We start from the raw sequence: 16,321 nt of genomic DNA, 5'->3' as shown, positions 1-16,321 counted from the left end.
CTCGACGGGCTTCCGAGACGCGCCTGGGTTGCCCTCTCCGGCTACCTTGCCGTGACTGCTCGCGACAGCGTCGAGGAGGTCCGCGACCGGGGAGCCGGTGCAGGGTTCAAGGGAAGGGATGAGGATGGGGGCGGGGGGATGAACCAGGAATTCGATTTCGAGCGACTCGTGGAGCTGTGTTCCCGTACCCACGAGGCGACACGGCAGTCGGCCGCCCGCGCCATCGACCGCTCGCTGGTCGTGCGGAACTGGCTGTTCGGCTGGTACATCGTGGAATACGAGCAGAACGGCGCCGACCGGGCCGCGTACGGCGGTCGACTCCTCTCCCGCATGTCGGACCGGTTGCGAGAAACGGGAATCAGGGGCGCCTCGACCACGCGACTGAAGCTCTACCGGCAGTTCTACCGCCAGCGCGGGTCGATTGGTCCCACCCTGTCGGACCAATCGCTGCTTCCAGCCTTGCCTCAAGGGACCGGCCGGACTCGTCCGACGCCGTCGGACCTACCTGCCGTCGAGGGAGGAACTCGCGGATCAGGTCGCGAGCGTGCGGCGCGAGATCGAGGGGAGCGGAGTTGAAGTCGATGGGTGAGACTCAAGCTGCGGAAGCTGTGCGGATCGGGGAGGAGCGGGGGATAGCACCTCCAGGCAAGATCGTCGATGCGGTGCCGTGCTCGGAAGCGACGCTGGACGATCTGGACCTGGAGAGCATGTACCGGTTCGTCCGCATCGCGCGCAGGGCGCGGCAGTTCCCGCTGCCGCCGGAGACGCCGCTGGAAGATCTGCTCAGGCACCTGAACCTGTTGAACGGAGGGCGGCTGACCAACGCCGCAATGCTGCTATTCGGAAGGGTCCCGCAACGGTTTCTCAACTCCTCCGTCATCGAGTGCGCGCACTTCCACGGGACGGCTGTCGCCAAGCCGACACCCTTCCATCGGGTCTACAAGGGAACGGCCTTCGCGCTCGTGGATCAGGCCGTGGACTTCGTCCTGGGCAAGATCGCGTTGTCGGTCGGTACCCGAGCGGAGAGCGTCCGGGCCCCCGTCGCATACGAGATACCGAAGGAAGTCGTGACCGAGGCGATCGTTAACGCTGTGGCCCACCGGGACTACACGGACAGCGGCAGCACTCAAGTGATGCTGTTCGCCGATCGGCTGGAAGTCATGAACCCGGGCAGGTTGCCACCGCCCTTGACCGTTGAGAAGCTACGCGTGCCACACCAGTCGTTGCCCGGCAATCCGCTGCTTGCGGAGTCGATGTACCTGCTGCGGTACATCGAAAAGATGGGGATCGGGACGGTGGACATGATCCGGCGTTGCGTCGAGGCAGGCCTGCGGGAGCCGGAGTTCGAGGTCGGCGCGAGATTCGTGACGCGGATTTGGCGGGCTCCGAGGACGAAGCGAGAACCCCTGGCGAGCGAGGCATGGGAGACATGCGGCAAGGTGGACGCCGCTCCCTCGTCCCGTTAGGTTGCCTCCACGGCGCGTCGCCTCTTTCGGCGACGCGTTTCGTGTCTGCGCCCGTAGCTCAGCCTGGATAGAGCGCTTGCCTCCGGAGCAAGAGGTCACAGGTTCGAATCCTGTCGGGCGCACTCGTCCCGGCCGGGCCCAGCAGCACCGGTTCGTGGGGGCGACTCCCCGAATCCGAGGGGTCAGGGGCGCAGGCTCGGGTGGCGGAACTGGCAGACGCGCAGGATTCAGGATCCTGTGGGATTAAACTCCCGTGGGGGTTCGACTCCCCCCCCGAGCATCACCAGCCCAGGTGGCGGAACTGGCAGACGCGCTAGCTTGAGGGGCTAGTGTCCTTTTACGGACGTGGAGGTTCGAATCCTCTCCTGGGCATGACGGCATGGGCTTCGGCCCCTGCCGACGACATCGCCGGTCGCGGTTCGGTCGGCTCCAAGCGCCCGTAGCTCAACTGGATAGAGCACCTGACTACGGATCAGGAGGTTGGGGATTCGAATTCTCCCGGGCGCATTTCTCTTCCTTCGGAAGGGAAAAGTGCCCGCGAGAATTCGCGCGCGCGTGGAGCTTCGCTCCCCTTCGCTGACCAAATTCTCCCAGGCGCACTGCTTTCCTTCGGAGGAAACGTGCGGACGAGAATTCGCGCGCTTCGGGGCTCCGCCCCTTCGCTGACCAAATTCTCCCGGGAGTTCCTTGTTTTTGCTCAGGTGCCGGGGGGCATGGTCGGGGGGCTCGCGGGGGGCTTCGCCCGCTCGCCGCCGCGGGGCTGCCGGGCGATCGAGTTGCGGACTCTCGATTTACTTCAACGCTTTCCCAAGAACGGAGTGCCATCGCATGCGGGTCAGGTTGGCTGAGCCAGGAGATGTGGATCGGTTGCTGGAACTTATGCGGGGGCTGGCGCGGTTCGAGGAGTACATCGACGACTTCGCGGTGACGCGGGAGAGCGTTCTCGAGCAGGGGTTCGGCGACGGGCGGCTGTTCACGGCGTTCGTGGCCGAGCAGGACGACGATCTTGTTGGGATGGCGGTGGTGTACACGATTCCGTGGACCTACACGCTGCGGCCGAAGGTCGTGCTCAAGGAGTTGTTTGTCGTCGAGGGTGCGCGGAATCTGGGAGCGGGGAAGGCCCTGATGGCGGCGGTGGTTTCGCACGCCAGGTCCATCGATGCAGCCGAATTGATCTGGACGGTCATGGAAGGGAACCGCGCGGCGGAGGGGTTCTATCGATCCCTGGGCGCTTCCCCGGACCTCAAGTGGAACAACTGGTCCCTGAGCCTCCCCGCGCAGGCACCGCGCGACCGCTGATCACGCTCAGGTACTAATGATGTACTAATCCATCAAGATTTAGCATTTCGTTGCGGTTGGGGGGTCGGTCCGCGGCGGGGTCGCCGGCCTCCTCCAGGATCAGCAGGTAACTTCCGCCTCCTCCGGCTACCTCCACGTAATGCGTTCCGGCATCGAGTACGCGGATGATGTGGAAGTTCGAGCCCTCCCCGGACGAATAGTCATGCGCGACCCAGGAGCCGCTCCGGTCGTACAGCACGCCGTCGGTGTCCGCCTCGCCCAGCGTGAAGACGCCGAGGCGGAAGTCGTCCGTCGGGACCGCGAACTCGAAGAAATCACGGTCCCGAGCCTCCAGAACGCCGGGGACCGTATCGCCGATGGACACGGATGTGGCCGTAGCGATCGTGTTCCCGTGGTCGTCGGGCCCGGCCTCTTCCAGAATGAGCGCATAGGCGCCCGTGCCCCACCCGCCGACGCCCAGGTAATGCGTGCCCGCATCGAGGTCCCGGACGATGTGGAAGTTCAATCCTCCGCCGGCCGAATTGTCCGACGCGATGCGGATCCCGTTCCCGTCGTACAGCACCGCGCGGGTGTCCGTATCGCCCTGCGCGAAGGCGCGCACCGTCAAGCCGTCCGGGACCGGAAACTCGAAGTAATCGTGATCCCCCGGCGTGAGAACGGCCCGGATGGTATCGCCGATGGACACCGACGTGGCCGTCGCGAAGGAGTCGCCGTGATCGTCGGCCTCGGCCTCCTCCAGAATCAACGAATAACTCCCGACGCCGCGGCTCACGCTCACGAACCAGGTTCCGGCAGCCAGTTCCCGGACGAAAAGGAAGTTCGATCCGTCGCCGGTGTCATGGTCGTGCGCGATGCGGGTGCCGTTCGCGTCGTACAATGCCCCCACGGGGTCGCTGTCGCCCTGGGTGAACGCGCGCAGCCGGAAGGCGTCGGTCGGGACGGAGAACTCGAAGTAATCCCGGTCCCCGTTCCGAACCAGAACCCCGCGTATCGTGTCGCCGACGGATGCGGCCGCCGCCCACTCGATCGAGTCGCCGTAGTCCGTGACGACGGCGAAATCGGCGACGTCGGACCGGCCTCGCGGGTCGGTGGCCCACACCGTCACGTCGGCGGAGCCTTCGCCCCCGACGGACTTCAGCGTCACCACGCCATCGTCGACCGCGACAGTCACGAGGGTTGCGTCCGACGTCTCCGCGTGGAAGCGGAGCGTGACGCCGTCCGGGATGTTGAAGAATTCCGCGAGGTCCAATTCGGCGGTTCTTCCGACCGCCAGGTATTGTTCGATCGTCCACTCGCGCAGCAGCGGGTCCATGCCCACGGCCAACGGACCGTCGCCCCCGCACGCGGCAAGAAGGCATACGCCGGCAACCCGATACAGGCGCCGGCAACGGCGTGCCGCGATTGGACCTCGCATACTCATCCCCCGGGTGTCGGGTCAGCGCAGAGGCGTGACCCTGCCCCCCAAAGAACGTTGCGGGTGCGGAGATTCTTACGGGATCGCTAGCGGGTGCTCGCTCCGGAACTGCGCGCCGGGGGGCGGCAGTCGGGCCACTGCTCACCGGGCGGCATGGCGCGCCGGTCGCGGGGCATGCGGTCCGGGTCCTCCGAGGCGAGGTAGGCGAACATCGCGGTCATCACGGCGTCGTCGCGCAGGTCTTCGAAGATGATCTTGTCGAAGCTGTCGCGGTTGGTGTGCCAAGTGTAGGTGCTCGTGTCCCAGCGGTTGTCGGCGATGTTCATCTCGCTGCGGCCGGCGCCGACGTGGAAGCTGAACGCCGGTACTCCCGCGCAGAGGAAGGATGCGTGGTCCGTTCCGCCGGACTCGGGCATCCCCGGGACCTCGAGCGTCACGAGGTCGGAGAGTTCGCTCGGGATCTTCGCGAGCCACTCGCCGAAGCGTCCTGCGGCCGCGGCGAACCCCTGCATGGGAATGAAGGTGACCGGCCCGTTCCCGTGATCGACGTTGAACACGGTGTGGGTGCGCTCAAGGATCTCGGGATGGTCTTCGACGAAGGCGCGTGACCCGTTCAGGCCCTGCTCCTCGCCGTTCCAGAGGGCGCCGATGATCGTGCGTCGAGGGTTCGGCACCGCGTGTTTCAGGATGCGCATCGCTTCCAGGATCGCGACGGCGCCCGTGCCGTTGTCGAGCGCGCCATCCGACCCGTCCCACGAGTCGAAATGGCCTCCGAGGATCACGTACTCCTCGGGTTCGTCGGTGCCGGGGATCACGGCGAAGGCGTTGAAGACCGGCACCTCTCCCAGGAAACGGGCCTGTGCGTCGACGCGCAGCACGGGCCCCTGATCGTTCTCGGCCAGCCGGTACAGGAGTCCGTACGCCTCGCAACTCAGGTCCAGTACCGGCGCCCGCAGCGCGCGGGTGCCGAAGATCTTCGTGACGCCCCAGCCCTCGGACCACTGCGAGCGGATGATCCCGGCGGGTTCGGCTACGTGCAGCACTTCCGGCAGCGAGCGCGCATCGAACCCCGTGTTCCCCACGCGTTCGTCCCACTCCGCGATGGCGCGCTCGCGCTCCGCCGTCATGCGGGCCATCGTCTCGGGGCGGGCGAACTGCTCCAGGTTCTCCTGCGGGCGGCAACTCGGTTCCGGGCGCGAGATGAGCACGAACTTGCCGCGCACGTCCGACAGCGATGCCTGGAAGGCTCCGGGGCTGCCCGCGTCCGCCAGAATCACGACCTCCGCCTCGACAGGCCCGTCCGTGGCCGGGCTCCACGCGGCGGCCATGCCCTCCAGCGACCGCACCCGCGGCTGGACGAGATCGATGTGGTTGATCCCCCGCTCCCAGCCGCGCCAGGTGCCGTACTGCTCCTTGTAGGCCTCAATGCCCCACTCCGCGTACTTGGCCAGCGCCCAGTCGTTGGCGCCGGCCATGGCGGGCGAACCCGTGAGGCGCGGCCCGATCGAGTCCATCATCACCTGGCCGAGCTCGTAGACCTGAGAGCGCTCGACGCCCTCCTCCCAGATCGCCCGGATGACGGGATCGTCGGAGGGGAAGGACTGGGCGGCCGCCGCCTGGGTCGCCCCCGGCATCACGGCAGCGGTGAGGGTGAAGAAGAACGCCGGCGAACAGGCGAGTTCGAATCGAAACGAGGACCTCATGGGTCGCTCCGTTCTCCCATCTCGTCGCGAGGTATGCATTCCAGGTCCATGGGCGAGTCTGCACTGACCCTCAGTCGTGTGTCCATTCCCTGGTCTCGGCAGTCTTCCATCGCAGCCCTTACGGTGTCGACCCATTCGGGGGCCGTCATGTCCTCACCCGTCATGTCCTCAAACGCGTAGTAAACCACGGCGCCGACGAGACCGCCGAGGACGAACTTCATCGCGGTCATGGTACGTCGTTGGGGCATGTGAGGGCTCCTTCGTCTCAGGTTCGGGAAGATGCAAAACGCGCGTGACGCCTACAACCGGCCGACTCACCTCCTGCCCAAGCGCGTTGCGAACGCGTGTTCGCGTCCCGAGCTTTCCGTCTCGGCGTCGCGTTCGCGCTCCAACCCTGATCTTGCGGCGGTTTCTGCATGCGTCTTGAAGGCAAGCGTGCTCTGGTTACCGGCGGTTCGCGGAGCATCGGCCGGGGCATCGCCCTGGGGCTGGCCCGCGAAGGGGCGGACGTGGCGGTCAACTACCGGCGGAGTCGCAAGGATGCCGAGAGCGCCGTCCGCGAGATCGAGGAGATGGGGCGTCGCGCGGTCGCGGTGCGGGGCTCGACGGACTCCTGGTCGGACGTCGAGCGCTTCGTCGCCGAGGCGGACGAGTACCTGGGTGGCCTCGACATCCTCGTGAACAACGCGGGGATCCTGAAGCGGACACCCTTCCTCGAGATCGACGAGGACGAGTGGGACGCGATTCAGAGCGTCAACCTGAAGGGGTACTTCCTCGTCGGGCAGGCGGTCGGACGCCGCATGGTCGGAGCCGGGACGGCGGGGGCGATCGTCAACGTGTCGTCCGCCGGGCAGGCGGTGGCCGCCCCGAACCTCACCCACTACTGCGTGTCGAAGGCGGGGGTGGAGATGCTCACGAAGCAGATGGCGCTCGAACTCGCGCCCCACGGGATCCGGGTGAACGCGATCGCGCCGGGTCTGATCGAGACCGACCTGAACCGCGCGGACATCGCGCAGGACGAGTTCCGCGAGCGGCGCCTCGCCCGCATTCCGCTGGGCAGGATCGGCGTCCCGGACGACGTAGTGGGGGCGGTGGTCTACCTCGCCTCGAACGACGAGGCGCGCCTCGTGACGGGCGCCTCCCTGTTCATCGACGCCGGCCAGACCATCTGGGGCGCCTGACCGGCTCGTGACGGCGTCCGCAGCGCGGCTCCGGCCCGGTTTTATGCTGGCGGTCGTGGCGGTGTTCGTGCTGGCGGGGTGCCGCGGCCCCGGCGGCGGCGATTCCGGGTCGATCGACGACGCGCGCACCTGGGAGGTTCGATTCTCCCACGTGCTCTCGACGAACTCGGAGTTCCACCTCATGGCGGAGCGGTTCCGGAACCTCATGCTGGAGCGCACGGACGGACAGTTCCGGGTCGTCATCTATCCGTCGGGACAGCTCGGCGGCGAGCGCGTGGCTTTCGAGCAGATCCAGGTCGGTGCCGTGCACATGGCCATCACGGGCACGCCGGTGCTCTCGGGCTGGGTGCCCGAGACGCAGGTATTCGATCTCCCCTTCCTGTTCGAGACCCGGGACCACGGACTCGCGGTGATGAACGGCCCGGTCGGAGACTGGTGGCGCGATCTGCTTCTGGAACGCACGGGCGTCCGCTCGCTCGGGTTCCTCGACTACGGGTTCCGCCACGTGTACAACGCGCGCCGGTCCGTCGAGACGCCCGGGGATCTCGCCGGCCTCAAGCTCCGGGTGCTTCAGAACGCGACGTACCTGGCCGCCTATTCCGCGCTGGGCGTCCAGGCGACGCCGATGAACTACGGCGAGGTCTACTCCGCGCTCCAGCAGGGCGTGATCGACGGCGGGGAGGCGAACGCGATCGGGTTCGTGAGCAGCCGGCTCCACGAGGTCGCGAAGTTCTACAGCTTCACGTCCATCACCTACAATCCGATCACGCTCCTCGTGAACGAGCCGTTCTACCGGGGGCTTCCCGCCGAGATCCGGGAGACCGTCGACCGTTCCGCGGCGGAGGCGCTCGCCTACCAGAGCGAAGTCGCGCGCCGGATGGAGGCCGATGCCATCGAGGAAATGCGCGCGGGCGGCGTGGAGATCTCGCGGCCGGACCTGGCACCGTTCGCCCCGGCCGTCAGGCCGCGAATCCGGGATGAACTGGCCGACCGGCTGCCGGACGGCGACGCCCTGATCGCGAGGCTGGTGGCGGAAACCGAGCGTACGGCGTCCGAGAGCTCATAGGCGTCCCGGCGGCGATCACGGGGCGGTCACACCAGGTGATCGTGCCAGAGCTGCCGGGCGAACTCTTCGGCGGGCAGGATGTCGATGCCGTCGGACGTCCTCCGGGCTCGAGGTTCAAGACAAACGATGACTCGGCGGCCGATCGAGGGGTGATCGCGAATGACGCTGCGGAGTCCTCGAAGATGACGTGAGCCGATGTTCGCACTCGCCTTGGCCTCGACCGCGAGCTGCATGTCGCCGACCACGAAATCCACCTCGGTCCCGCCCGCCAGCCGCCAGTACGAGAGTTCGCCATCGAATTCCCGGTAGCTGAGCCAGGCGGACAGTTCGTGACACACCCAATTCTCGAAGGCCTTCCCGTACAACTCCGAGCCGGGAGTCAGGGAACCACGCTGCGCGAGCCGGTTCACGATCCCCACATCCGCGAAATAGAACTTCGGCGCCTGGATGACGCGCCGCTTGGGCCGCGTGCGGTAGGACGGGACCCAGCGAGCCAGAAGCATGTCCACCAGGACCTGGAAGTAGTTCTTCACCGTGGGCAGCGAGACGCCGCACTCCGCCGCGACGTTCGAGAGGTTGACGATCTCTCCGTCACTCAGTGAAGCCGCGTCCAGAAAGCGCGAGAAGGCGGGGAGTTGCCGGACGACTCCTTCTGCGGCGACCTCCTGGACCAGGTAGTCGTTGATGTACGCGTCCAGGAGGCGGATCGGACGGGGAGCCCGGTAGATGCGAGGGAGGTAGCCCGTGTTGAGCAGACGGGTCAGGTCGAAGTCGTCACCCAGCTCGGCCGCGGTAATCCCGAGCAGTTCGTAACGGACGGCCCGCCCCCCGAGGAGATTGGCGGCGCTCCGCTTGACCTTGGTCGCGCTCGATCCGCACAGTGCGAAGCTCACGCCCCGGTTTTCCATGAGCCAGTGGACCTCGTCAAGGAGCGCGGGCACTTTCTGGACTTCATCGATGACGATCTGACGGTCCGGGCGAGCCCCCTCCGCGTCGATTTCCTGGCGCAGGAACTCCGGGTTCGTCAGATAGCGGCGGAACTCGTCGCTCTTCAGCAGGTCGACCCAGCGGCCGTCCGGATAGCACTGCCGCAAGAGGGTGCTCTTGCCGGCCTGGCGTGGCCCCCAAAGGAAGAATGTCTCCGTGCCGGCGTCCGGCAGAATCCGTGATCGTTTGAACATAGGGCTTCAATTTATCATGATAATTTAAAGTAGCAATGCATACCGTCAGCAATCGGGTTGGCGTGGAATCGCGACGGAGTGACACCTTGTATCGCATGATCCAGCGACTGCGGACACTCAACCGGGTTCTGGTCACGCTCGAGACCTGGGCGCTCGGCTTCCTCCTGATAGCCGTTTGCGACGTGATCCTGCTGCAGGTTCTGATGAGGTATCTCTTCGCCTATCCGAATCCGTGGAGCGAGGAGGTGTCGCGCTTCTGCTTCATCTGGCTGTCGCTCCTCGGCGCCTCACTGGCCGTGGCCCGGCGATCTCACTTCCGGTTCGATCAGGTCACCGAGCGGCTGCCTCGGCGGGCGAAAAAGGCGGTGGAGACGTGCGCGGGGGCGGTCGTGCTGCTCTTCGCGCTCCTCCTCATCGCGACGGGCATCGCCCTCATGGACCTCACGTTGGGAGAGCGCTCCGCCGCCCTCAACCTCCCCGTCGCGCTCGTGTATGCGGCGGCGCCGGTTTCCGGCGTGCTGATGGCGATCCACCTGCTCGCGGGGCCGGCGGACGGCGATGCAGGCCGGCGGCTCGCGGCAGGAGTCGGGGATCTCCCAGCGGAGGACAGCGGCTGATGGGCGGCCTCCTCCTCGGCGCGTTCGGCCTCCTGGTGCTGGCCGCCGTCCCCATCGGCTTCGCGCTCGCGATCGCGGCCGTCATCGCCATCGTGGTGGCCGACCTTCCGCTCGTCGTCATCCCGCAGCAGATCGTCGCCGGGATGGATTCCTTCCCCATGCTCGCCGTTCCCCTCTTCATCCTTGCCGGCTTCCTCATGGACGTGGGAGGGATCAGCCGCCGCCTCGTGACCCTGGCCCGCGCGCTCGTGGGCCATCTCCCCGGAGGGTTGGGTCAGGTGGTCATCATGGCGGAGATCTTCTTCTCGGGCGTGTCGGGATCGACCTCCGCGGACGCGGCCGCCATCGGGGGCATCATGGGGCCCCAGCTGACCGCGAACGGGTACGGCCCCGCGCGCTCCACCGCGATCGTTTCCGCCGCGTGCGGGATGGGGATTCTCATCCCTCCGGCCATTGTGATGGTCGTCTACGGCGTCATCGGGAACGTCTCCGTCGGCGCCCTGTTCGTCGCCTCGATCGTGCCGGCGGTCCTCATCGCAGCAGGCCTGATGGCTCAGATCGGGTGGCAGGCGCGGAGGGAAGGGTGGCCGCGCGGAGAGCGCGCCTCGTTCGCGGAACTCCGCCGCGCCGCGCTCGATGCGGTGCTCCCGCTCTTCATGATCGTCGTCATCCTGGGCGGGATCCGCTTCGGATTCTTCACGCCCACGGAGGCCGCCGCCGTCGCCGTGGCCTACGCGCTGCTCCTGGCGGGGCTGGTGTACCGGTCCCTCACCCTCGCGGAGTTGTGGAAGAAGGTCGTCCAGACCGCCATGGTGTCCGGGATGGTGCTGTTCGTGGTCGGCGCCGCGCACCTCCTGGGCTGGGTGCTCGCCGTCCTGCAGGTGCCTCAGGCGCTGGCGTCGACGGTGGTGGGGATGGGTGGCGGCCGGATCGGCTTCCTGCTGCTCACGATCCTCGTCTTCCTTCCGCTCGGCGCCATCCTCGAGGGTGTGCCCGCAGTCGTGCTGCTGACGCCGATCCTCCTGCCGCTGGCGACGCAACTCGGGATCGACCCCGTGCACTTCGGCGCAGTCATCGTGGCGACGCAAGGGATCTCCGTGTTCCTGCCGCCCGTCGGCGTGAGTCTGCTCGTGGCCTGCTCGGTGGGAGGTGTGGAGCCGGCGGCGGTCGCACGCCCGCTGTGGCCCTATCTGGCGCTCATGCTGACCCTCACCGTGGTCCTCGCGTTCCTGCCGGGCGTCGTGCTGTTCCTGCCCAATCTGCTCGGATACTGACCGGCCCTCTCCTTGACAGATGGAGAACCCCCCGCGCACTTTGTTCGGCAGCCGAACAAAGATGTTCGGGTACGCTTTGGGGGCGCCACGATGAGCTGGATCCGCACTGACACCGCGGGCTTCGCCCGGTCGTTTCCGGTTGCTCCGGGTGGCCGCCGGTGGCTGCTGCGCGGGTTGCTGCCGGCGCTCTTCCTCATGGTGCTCGCCCCACGCTCGCCGACCGCCGCCCAGGACGCCGCGGGTCCGCTACCCGTCATCGAACTCGTCAGCGACGGTTCCGGCACGCGCCTGCGGGTGGACGGGCGCGACATGATGGTCCGGGGCGTCAACTGGGACTATTTCCCGCGCGGCACCACCTACAACTACAACTTCTGGACCGAGCCCGACCACATCATCGAGGCCGCGCTGGAGCGCGAGATGTCGGTGCTGAAGGCGATGGGGGGCAACGCGATCCGCACCTACGTGGGGATCACGCCGGAGTGGGTTCGGCACATCTACGAGCGCTACGGGATCTACACGATCCTCAACCATGCAATGGGCCGCTACGGCGTCACGGTGGGCGGCGTCTTCAGCGCGAATACGGATTATTCGGACCCCCGCGCCCGCGCGGTGCTGACGGCCGAGATCGAGGAGTTGGTCGACGAATTCAAGGACACGCCCGGCCTGCTCATGTGGCTCCTGGGCAACGAAAACAACTACGGCCTGGTGTGGAGTTCGGCCGAGACGGAGGACCTGCCAGAGGGCGAGGCCAACGCGGTTCGCGCGCGCCACATGTACTCGCTGTTCGGGGACGTGGCCCGTCGCATCAAGGAGATCGACCCGTCGCGTCCGGTCGCGATGTCCAACGGCGACCTCCAGTACCTCGACATCATCGCCGAGGAGGTTCCCGACATGGACGTCTTCGGCGCCAACGTGTACAGGGGGATCTCCTTCGGGCAGCTGTTCGAGGAGGTGAGCGATGTCCTCGATCGGCCCGTGATGTTCACCGAGTTCGGCGCGGACGCATGGGACGCGAAGAACATGCGCGAGGACCAGGCCACGCAGGCGAGGTACCTGATCGGACAGTGGCAGGAGATCTACGAGCAGTCGGCCGGGAAGGGCACGGTCGGCAACTCGATCGGCGGGTTCACCTTCCAGTGGACGGACGGCTGGTGGAAATTCGGGCAGGAAGACCGGCTCGACATCCAGGACACGAACGCCTCGTGGGCGAACGGGGGCTACGTCGAGGATTTCGTGGAGGGGGACAACAACATGAACGAGGAGTGGTGGGGGATCGTCGCCAAGGGCCCCACCGAACTCGACAACCTTTACGAACTCTTCCCGCGCGCCGCCTACTACGCCCTGCAGGAGGCGTACAGGCTGGACCCGTACGCGCCCGGGACCGACCTCACGGCCATCCGCGAACACTTCGCGAACATCCAGCCGGCCGCCATGGCTCTGCGCGCCCAGGGCGACCGGTCCGCGCTCCTGGCGTCGGCCCTCGACCGGGTCCACGTGCGGGGCGTGCGCATGGAACTGGAGACGTACAGCACGGGCGGATCCCTGGTGAGCACCCCGCGGGAGCCGCTCGAGCGGAATCCCTCCTACCCGAGCTTCCGCGGCTTCGACAGGATGCAGTCCTTCTACGCCGACGTTGCGGCGCAGCCCACGCAGAACATGCTCGCGAACGTGTCGTTCAACATGCTCGGCGACGTGCCCGCAAACCCGATCAACGAACTCTTCTACGAGAACCGGGGCCGTCCGCGGAACGTCAGGGTCGACGGCGAAGACTTCGCGCTGCGGGACATCGAGCGGCTCAAGGTCTACAACGCCGGCGTGTCATGGGACGACAAGTGGTTCCATCTCGAGGGATTCTACCGCACCGGACACTACCACTGGGGCTACGAGGGCGATTTCTTCGGGCTGTATCAGGAAGCCAACTACGGGCCGAACATCGACATCTACAACGGACTCGCGCCGGTCGGGATGGAGATCGCCGGCAAGCGCTTCCTCGGCGGACTGAAGGTCGCGGTCGGCCCCGAACTGTGGTGGGGGGCCAACCCTGCGGTCCTCGTCAAGCAGCAGTCCCGGATCGGGCCCTTCGAGACCGCCGTCATGTACCAGGAGGACTTGGCGGAGGCCGGTGCGGCGACAAGCTCTTTCGCGATTCCGCTGCCGCCCACCCGCAAGGCCACGGTACACATGGCCACGACGCGGAACGGCGCCACCTTCGAGGTGGGCGGGATCATGTCCGGCGCTACCAAGGTCGGCGAGACCTTCCAGGTGGTCGACGGAGAGCCCGGTAGCTACCGAGTCCTGCAGGACGAGATCAGAACGTCGGACGCCTTCGGCGCGAAGGCGAAGATCAGCTACACGAGGGGGCGCCTGAACTGGTACCTGCAGGGTGCGGCCATGGGGCTGGTCGCCGATGGCGGCTCCACGCAGACGCAGACCTTCACCGGCTGGACGCTGAAGGACACGGGCAGCGGCAACCAGCGCAACGTGATCACCGGCTTCACGGTCCTCGCGGGCAACTGGCAGATCGCGCCCAACTTCCTCTGGCGCAGGCCGCTCGTCGGGCCGGTCCCGGCCGACGTGCCCGCGCCGGGCCGGCCGCGCAACGTCCTCGACGACCCCTTCGCGGTGCGCGGCAACCGGGAGACCCGCGCGGCCGAAATCCTCGTCACCTACGACCCGACGCCGGCCACCTGGATGTACAACTGGGACAGCGACCGCCGGGAGGACGCGGCCTTCGCAGCCTCGCTCGGCTTCGTGTACTACAACTTCCCGACCACGCAGGACGCCGGGATCGGGATCTTCGCCGATGGACGCTCCACCTTCGCCTTCCCCGGCGCCCCACCTCCGCGCAACCTCTGGGAAGTCAAGGCGCGGATCGTATCGAAACGGCGGGCGGGCCCCGGCCTGATCGCCAACGTGTACGCGGGAACCGGTGAGCCGAACGGCGACGACGCGCGCGTGATCCGTCGCGCCGGGATCGACCTGCGCGTGATCAGCGGATCGCTCAAGTTCCAGGGGATGGCGCGGTTCAACGACTGGGGGCCCTACGACTACCACCGCGACTTCAACCTCACCTTCCCGATGCAGCTCATGGGCGACATTTCATATACGCTGGGGGCGCCCGACTGGTTCGATCTGCCGGAGACCCGCTTCGGCGTGCGCGCCACCTGGCGGTCCCTGAACGAGCACTCTCCGCGCTACTGTCCCGGAATGAGTCCGGACGACTTCGGCGGGATGGAGTGCAACCCGGACATCGGCGGCGCTCTGGGGCAGGAGTGGGAGATCCGGACCTACCTGCACATCGCGATCTAGTGTCGCCGGCGGGCGCCGTCGAAGGGCGCGTCCGCGCGCTCCTCGCGCGCATGAACCTCGACCAGAAGATCGGGCAGATGACGCAGCCGGAGCGGCTCCACGTCACTCCGGCCGAGGTGAAGGCATACCACATCGGCTCGGTGCTGAGCGGCGGCGGTTCCTGTCCGGCCGACAATCGCCCGCCGGACTGGGTGGCGATGAACGACGCGTACTGGGCGGCGTCGATGGAAGCGGACGCCGGCCACCTGGCGATTCCCATCCTCTACGGCGTCGACGCGGTCCACGGGAACGCCAACGTCCGGGGCGCCACCGTCTTCCCGCACAATATCGGGCTGGGGGCCGCGGGCGATCCCGAGCTGGTCGAGCGGGTCGGTGGGGTCACGGCCCGGGAAGTTCTCGCCGCCGGCGTCGACTGGACCTTCGCGCCTACGCTGGCCGTGGCGCGCGATCCGCGCTGGGGACGCACCTACGAGAGCTACTCGGAGGATCCCGGCGTGGTTGCCCGGTATGCGACGAAGGTCGTGAGGGGGCTGCAGGGAGAGGGAATCCTGGCGTGCGCGAAACACTGGGTCGGCGACGGGGGAACCAGGGCCGGGGTGGATCAGGGCGATACCGAGGTCGACGAGACGCAACTGCGACGGGTGCACGTGGCGCCGTACCTGGCGGCCGTCGAGGCCGGCGTGCTCACGGTCATGGCGTCGCTGAGCAGCTGGAAGGGCGAGAAGTGCCACGCCCACCGCTACCTGCTCGAGGACGTGCTGAAGGGAGAGATGGGGTTCAAGGGGTTCGTGCTGTCGGACTGGAACGGCGTCGATCCGCTCGCCGAAGACTACGGCGAGGCCGCCGCGATGGCGGTGAACGCCGGAATCGACATGTTGATGGTACCGGAGACCTGGCGGGAGATCATTGCTGAGCTGAAGGGGCAGGTAAAGCGCGGGATCGTCCCGATCGGGAGAATCGATGACGCGGTCGCACGGATTCTGCGGGTCAAGTTCGCGTGCGGTCTCTTCGAGCGACCGCGGCCGGCGGCGCGGCCGGCGGCGAGCAGCAGCGGTTTCGGGTCGCGCGAGCACCGAGCGGTGGCCCGCGAGGCCGTGCGGAAGTCGCTGGTCCTGCTCAAGAACGAGGACAGGGTGCTCCCGCTCCACAGGGACGCGCGCATCCTCGTTGCGGGTCCCGCCGCGCACGACCGCGGGCGGCAGTGCGGCGGCTTCACCGTCGAGTGGCAGGGCGTGTCCGGCAACGCCGCGATCGAGGGAGGCACGTCGATCTGGGAGGGGATCCGCGCAGTGGCGCCGCAGGCAGTGCTGTGGGGGGGCGACCGGGACGTTGCGGGCGTTCCGGATGCGCGGGACTTCGACGTTGGCGTAGTGGTCGTCGGCGAACGGCCGTACGCGGAGGGGCTCGGGGACATCCGCGAGCCGAGCCCCGTGCGCCCGGGTGCGCACATGCCTGCGGCCCACGGCACGCTTGAACCGTACGGGGACACGCTGGAGTTCGCTGCGCTGCACCCGGAGGCCCTGCCGACCATACGCGGATTGGCCGCTCGAGGGATCCCCGTGGTGACGGTGCTGATCTCGGGACGGCCTCTGGTGGTGAACGGCGAGCTGGCCGCGTCGTCGGCCTTCGTGGCCGCGTGGCTGCCGGGCTCCGAGGGGGCGGGCGTGGCCGACGTCCTGTTCGGGAGCCACCCCTTCGCGGGGCGGCTGCCGATGTCGTGGCCGAGCGAGATGCCGGGGGGCGATGGAAGGGGCGGGACGAGCGGCGACGGAGTACTCTTCCCGCGCGGGTATGGACTGCGGCCATGCTGA

The 16,321-nt window shown here is 67.4% G+C and carries 13 protein-coding genes and 4 tRNA genes; 13 read left to right on the top strand and 4 right to left on the bottom strand.

Annotated features, from left to right (window positions below; genetic code table 11):
* Positions 1-51 precede the first annotated feature (51 nt).
* From ACQY5G_RS02620 to ACQY5G_RS02590, 7 genes are all read left to right on the top strand, one after another.
* Positions 52-576 carry a DUF1016 N-terminal domain-containing protein gene (locus ACQY5G_RS02620; RefSeq protein WP_428276730.1) on the top strand — a complete coding sequence of 175 codons (525 nt, stop codon included), beginning with the start codon at positions 52-54 and terminating at the stop codon, positions 574-576.
* A 5-nt stretch (positions 577-581) separates the two neighbouring features.
* Positions 582-1,466, top strand: a complete 885-nt coding sequence (locus ACQY5G_RS02615; RefSeq protein ID WP_428276728.1) for an ATP-binding protein — start codon at positions 582-584, stop codon at positions 1,464-1,466.
* A gap of 47 nt (positions 1,467-1,513) precedes the next feature.
* Positions 1,514-1,588, top strand: a tRNA-Arg gene (locus ACQY5G_RS02610).
* Positions 1,589-1,660: 72 nt separating this feature from the next.
* Positions 1,661-1,746 (top strand) — tRNA-Leu (locus tag ACQY5G_RS02605).
* 6 nt (positions 1,747-1,752) lie between these two features.
* A tRNA-Leu gene (locus tag ACQY5G_RS02600) sits at positions 1,753-1,838 on the top strand.
* A gap of 61 nt (positions 1,839-1,899) precedes the next feature.
* Positions 1,900-1,973, top strand: a tRNA-Arg gene (locus ACQY5G_RS02595).
* Positions 1,974-2,294: 321 nt separating this feature from the next.
* Positions 2,295-2,765, top strand: a complete 471-nt coding sequence (locus ACQY5G_RS02590; RefSeq protein ID WP_428276726.1) for an N-acetyltransferase family protein — start codon at positions 2,295-2,297, stop codon at positions 2,763-2,765.
* Between the two features lie 13 nt (positions 2,766-2,778).
* Here the strand turns inward: ACQY5G_RS02590 and ACQY5G_RS02585 are convergent, their stop codons facing one another.
* The 3 genes from ACQY5G_RS02585 to ACQY5G_RS02575 all read right to left on the bottom strand — a co-directional run bounded on the left by ACQY5G_RS02585 (position 2,779) and on the right by ACQY5G_RS02575 (position 6,112).
* Positions 2,779-4,077, bottom strand: a complete 1,299-nt coding sequence (locus ACQY5G_RS02585) for a hypothetical protein (protein ID WP_428276724.1) — start codon at positions 4,075-4,077, stop codon at positions 2,779-2,781.
* Between the two features lie 188 nt (positions 4,078-4,265).
* A complete protein-coding gene (locus ACQY5G_RS02580) occupies positions 4,266-5,882 on the bottom strand; it encodes a M20/M25/M40 family metallo-hydrolase (protein ID WP_428276722.1) in 1,617 nt (538 codons plus the stop codon).
* Positions 5,879-6,112 (bottom strand): hypothetical protein, encoded by a 234-nt coding sequence (locus ACQY5G_RS02575; protein ID WP_428276720.1) that lies wholly within the window; start codon positions 6,110-6,112, stop codon positions 5,879-5,881. The genes ACQY5G_RS02580 and ACQY5G_RS02575 overlap by 4 nt, the downstream gene beginning before the upstream one ends.
* 186 nt (positions 6,113-6,298) lie before the next feature.
* On the opposite strand from ACQY5G_RS02575, the gene ACQY5G_RS02570 reads away from it, so the two are divergent.
* Both ACQY5G_RS02570 and ACQY5G_RS02565 read left to right on the top strand, forming a co-directional pair.
* Complete coding sequence (locus ACQY5G_RS02570) at positions 6,299-7,063, top strand: SDR family NAD(P)-dependent oxidoreductase (RefSeq protein ID WP_428276718.1); 765 nt, start codon at positions 6,299-6,301, stop codon at positions 7,061-7,063.
* 7 nt (positions 7,064-7,070) lie between these two features.
* Positions 7,071-8,129 carry a TRAP transporter substrate-binding protein gene (locus ACQY5G_RS02565; RefSeq protein WP_428276716.1) on the top strand — a complete coding sequence of 353 codons (1,059 nt, stop codon included), beginning with the start codon at positions 7,071-7,073 and terminating at the stop codon, positions 8,127-8,129.
* Positions 8,130-8,155: 26 nt separating this feature from the next.
* Here the strand turns inward: ACQY5G_RS02565 and ACQY5G_RS02560 are convergent, their stop codons facing one another.
* Positions 8,156-9,310 carry an ATP-binding protein gene (locus tag ACQY5G_RS02560; protein ID WP_428276714.1) on the bottom strand — a complete coding sequence of 385 codons (1,155 nt, stop codon included), beginning with the start codon at positions 9,308-9,310 and terminating at the stop codon, positions 8,156-8,158.
* 95 nt (positions 9,311-9,405) lie between these two features.
* On the opposite strand from ACQY5G_RS02560, the gene ACQY5G_RS02555 reads away from it, so the two are divergent.
* The 4 genes from ACQY5G_RS02555 to ACQY5G_RS02540 all read left to right on the top strand — a co-directional run bounded on the left by ACQY5G_RS02555 (position 9,406) and on the right by ACQY5G_RS02540 (position 16,321).
* Entirely contained in the window at positions 9,406-9,927 is a 522-nt protein-coding gene (locus tag ACQY5G_RS02555; protein ID WP_428278633.1) for a TRAP transporter small permease, read from the top strand.
* Positions 9,927-11,201, top strand: a complete 1,275-nt coding sequence (locus ACQY5G_RS02550) for a TRAP transporter large permease (protein ID WP_428276712.1) — start codon at positions 9,927-9,929, stop codon at positions 11,199-11,201. The genes ACQY5G_RS02555 and ACQY5G_RS02550 overlap by 1 nt, the downstream gene beginning before the upstream one ends.
* A gap of 90 nt (positions 11,202-11,291) precedes the next feature.
* Positions 11,292-14,510, top strand: a complete 3,219-nt coding sequence (locus ACQY5G_RS02545; RefSeq protein WP_428276710.1) for a glycoside hydrolase family 2 TIM barrel-domain containing protein — start codon at positions 11,292-11,294, stop codon at positions 14,508-14,510.
* Positions 14,510-16,321, top strand: a complete 1,812-nt coding sequence (locus ACQY5G_RS02540; protein WP_428276708.1) for a glycoside hydrolase family 3 protein — start codon at positions 14,510-14,512, stop codon at positions 16,319-16,321. Before ACQY5G_RS02545 ends, ACQY5G_RS02540 begins: the two co-directional genes overlap by 1 nt.

This window comes from Candidatus Palauibacter sp., assembly GCF_965261555.1.
Lineage (GTDB): Bacteria > Gemmatimonadota > Gemmatimonadetes > Palauibacterales > Palauibacteraceae > Palauibacter.
The sequence above is the reverse complement of the archived record's forward strand: the minus strand, read 5'-3'. Positions and strand labels throughout refer to the sequence as shown.